At 43.0% G+C, this 2,334-nt stretch carries 3 protein-coding genes; all 3 read left to right on the forward strand.

The window, feature by feature from the left end:
* Positions 1-60: 60 nt before the first annotated feature.
* Complete coding sequence (gene tnpA, locus IEV57_RS19175; protein WP_089242541.1) at positions 61-354, forward strand: IS66 family insertion sequence element accessory protein TnpA; 294 nt, start codon at positions 61-63, stop codon at positions 352-354.
* Positions 354-701, forward strand: coding sequence for an IS66 family insertion sequence element accessory protein TnpB (gene tnpB, locus IEV57_RS19180; protein WP_089242542.1), 348 nt, complete (start codon positions 354-356; stop codon positions 699-701). The genes tnpA and tnpB overlap by 1 nt, the downstream gene beginning before the upstream one ends.
* A gap of 74 nt (positions 702-775) precedes the next feature.
* Positions 776-2,293, forward strand: a complete 1,518-nt coding sequence (tnpC, locus tag IEV57_RS19185; protein WP_188444650.1) for an IS66 family transposase — start codon at positions 776-778, stop codon at positions 2,291-2,293.
* The last annotated feature ends 41 nt before the right edge of the window (positions 2,294-2,334 follow it).

The raw sequence follows: 2,334 nt of genomic DNA on the forward strand, positions 1-2,334 counted from the left end.
TTGTATCCGTCCGATAAACCCCATATTTTCTGATTACTGTTTGGGTTGTAATCTTGCGTCATGAAAAAGATTAGCAACGACGAATATTACAAGCTGTTCACCAAGTGGCAGGAATCAGGACTAAGCAAAGCTGCATTTGCATCAGAAGCAGGTATTTCAAGGGCATCTTTTTATTATTGGTGCAGGAAGTTTGAAGAGGAAACGATTGATTACGCTGATTCTTCGGGTTTTTCTTTGGTCAACCCTGAGATGGGGTTTCAGAAAGATCCTATCCTCAAAATCAATTACCCTTCGGGAGTTAGTATTGAATTTTTTGGACAAGTAGATATCAATTCAGTCAAAGAGTTTCTTTAATGCTTGCACTATCGAGTTCTACAAGATACTTTATGTACAAAGAACCAACCGACATGCGTTTCGGGATCAACTCGCTTGCTGGTTTGGTCCGCAACAAGCTTGGCTTTGACCCGATGAACGGTGATGTTTTTGTTTTTATCGGCAAACGATCAAATCAGATCCGAATCCTTCAGTGGGATAGGGACGGTTTTGCCATGTACATCAAAAAGCTCGAGAAGGGGACTTTTGAGCGCCCAATACTCTCTGGAAACTCAATTACGAGCAATCAATTGAGCCTTCTCTTACAGGGGGTAAGGCTTGAATCGGTTAGCTACAGAAAGCGCTATGATGCGTTAAAAAGAGCTTAAAAAAAGTGCTTTTTTGAGTATAAAAACAGCCTCTAAATATATGTAAAGCCACTTTTTTATGATATCTTTATGTCATGGAAAACGGGGGAAAAGACTATAAAAAGCTGTACGAAGAAGCCCTGTTGACCATATCTGAAAAAGAAGAAAATCTGCTGAGAAAAGAAGAAATTATCTCAGATCAGCAGTTCGAACTCGACAAGCTCCGCAGACATCTTTTTGGATTTAAGAGTGAGAAACGTACAAACAATGTAGGGGATGACCAGTTGGGACTTTTTGAACTTGGCACCACAAAATCAGTACAGGAAGAACTTTCCGAATCAATAACTGTGGCTGAAAAGCCAGCTCCAAAGAAAAGAGCGAAAGGTACAGGACGTATGTCTCTTCCCGAAGAACTTAGAAGAGAAGATGTGGTGATCGAGCCATCCGAATCTACAGAAGACTGCGTGAGAATAGGGGAAGAAGTGACAGAAGTTCTTGAAGTTGTGCCTGCATCATTCTATGTAAAGCGCTATATCCGCCCTAAGTATGCCAGGCCAAACGGTGAAGGCATCATCATCGGAACTCTTCCTGATAGGGTGATAGAAAAAGGGATTCCATCCGAATCAGTAATCGCCCAGATGATTGTTGACAAATACGTCTATGGGATGCCACTCCACAGACAGATAGATAAATACTCCAAAATGGGTGTACGCATCCCCGCCTCAAGTGCATCGGATTGGATCATGAAAGGCTGGGACCATCTCAAACCACTATGGGAACTGCTTCGGCTGATTGTGGTCAACCAAAAATATCTCCAAGTGGATGAAACACCGATAAAGGTTCTGGATAGGGATCACAAAAATAATATCCATCAGGGGTACATGTGGCTTTATCATTCCCCTGTGGACAGGCTTGTATTATTCGATTACCAAAAAGGCAGGGATCAGTCAGGTCCCAAGAAAATGCTTGCGGACTTTAGGGGCATCATCCAAACGGATGGCTTTACAGTTTATGATTCACTTTATGGAGATCATCCGGATATCCATCTGACTTTCTGTATGGCGCATGCCAGACGGAAGTTCGTGGATGCTGTAAAGGACGATGAAGAACAGGCCAATTATATCCTCGACGAAATACAGAAACTCTACCTTCTGGAAGCAAAGATGCGAGAAGAGTCAATGGGGTGGCAACAACGGACAGCATTGAGAAAGGAACATGCGGAACCCATTCTAGAAAATCTCGGCAAATGGCTGGAAGAAAAGCAGTATAGCTACAGACCTAAAAGTCCGATGGGACAAGCCATAGCATACGCCCACAAAAGATGGGCTGGATTAAGTGCATACTCCTTGCACGGGCAGATGGAAATCGACAACAACTTGGTTGAAAATGCAGTAAGGCCGATGGCGATAGGCAGAAAAGCTTATCTTTTTGCTGGATCCCATCAGGCAGCCGAAATGGCAGCGGCTATGTACTCCTTCATGGCAAGTTGCAAAAAGAATAAAATCAACGAGTTTGATTGGCTCAAGGACGTGTTCGAAAGAATCCAATCCCATAAACAAAAAGACCTTTATCAACTTCTGCCTTCAAACTGGAAAGAATACAGGCCTAAATAAAAATCCTTCCCATACCAGATGGGGTTGGTCGGACGGATACA

The organism is Belliella aquatica (assembly GCF_014637795.1).
GTDB classification, from domain to species: domain Bacteria; phylum Bacteroidota; class Bacteroidia; order Cytophagales; family Cyclobacteriaceae; genus Belliella; species Belliella aquatica.

What these genes read in the sequence shown, in the direction of transcription:
- tnpA (WP_089242541.1), top strand. Translation starts at nt 61, where the DNA reads ATGAAAAAGATTAGCAACGACGAATATTACAAGCTGTTCACCAAGTGG.
- tnpB (WP_089242542.1), top strand. Translation starts at nt 354, where the DNA reads ATGCTTGCACTATCGAGTTCTACAAGATACTTTATGTACAAAGAACCA.
- tnpC (WP_188444650.1), top strand. Translation starts at nt 776, where the DNA reads ATGGAAAACGGGGGAAAAGACTATAAAAAGCTGTACGAAGAAGCCCTG.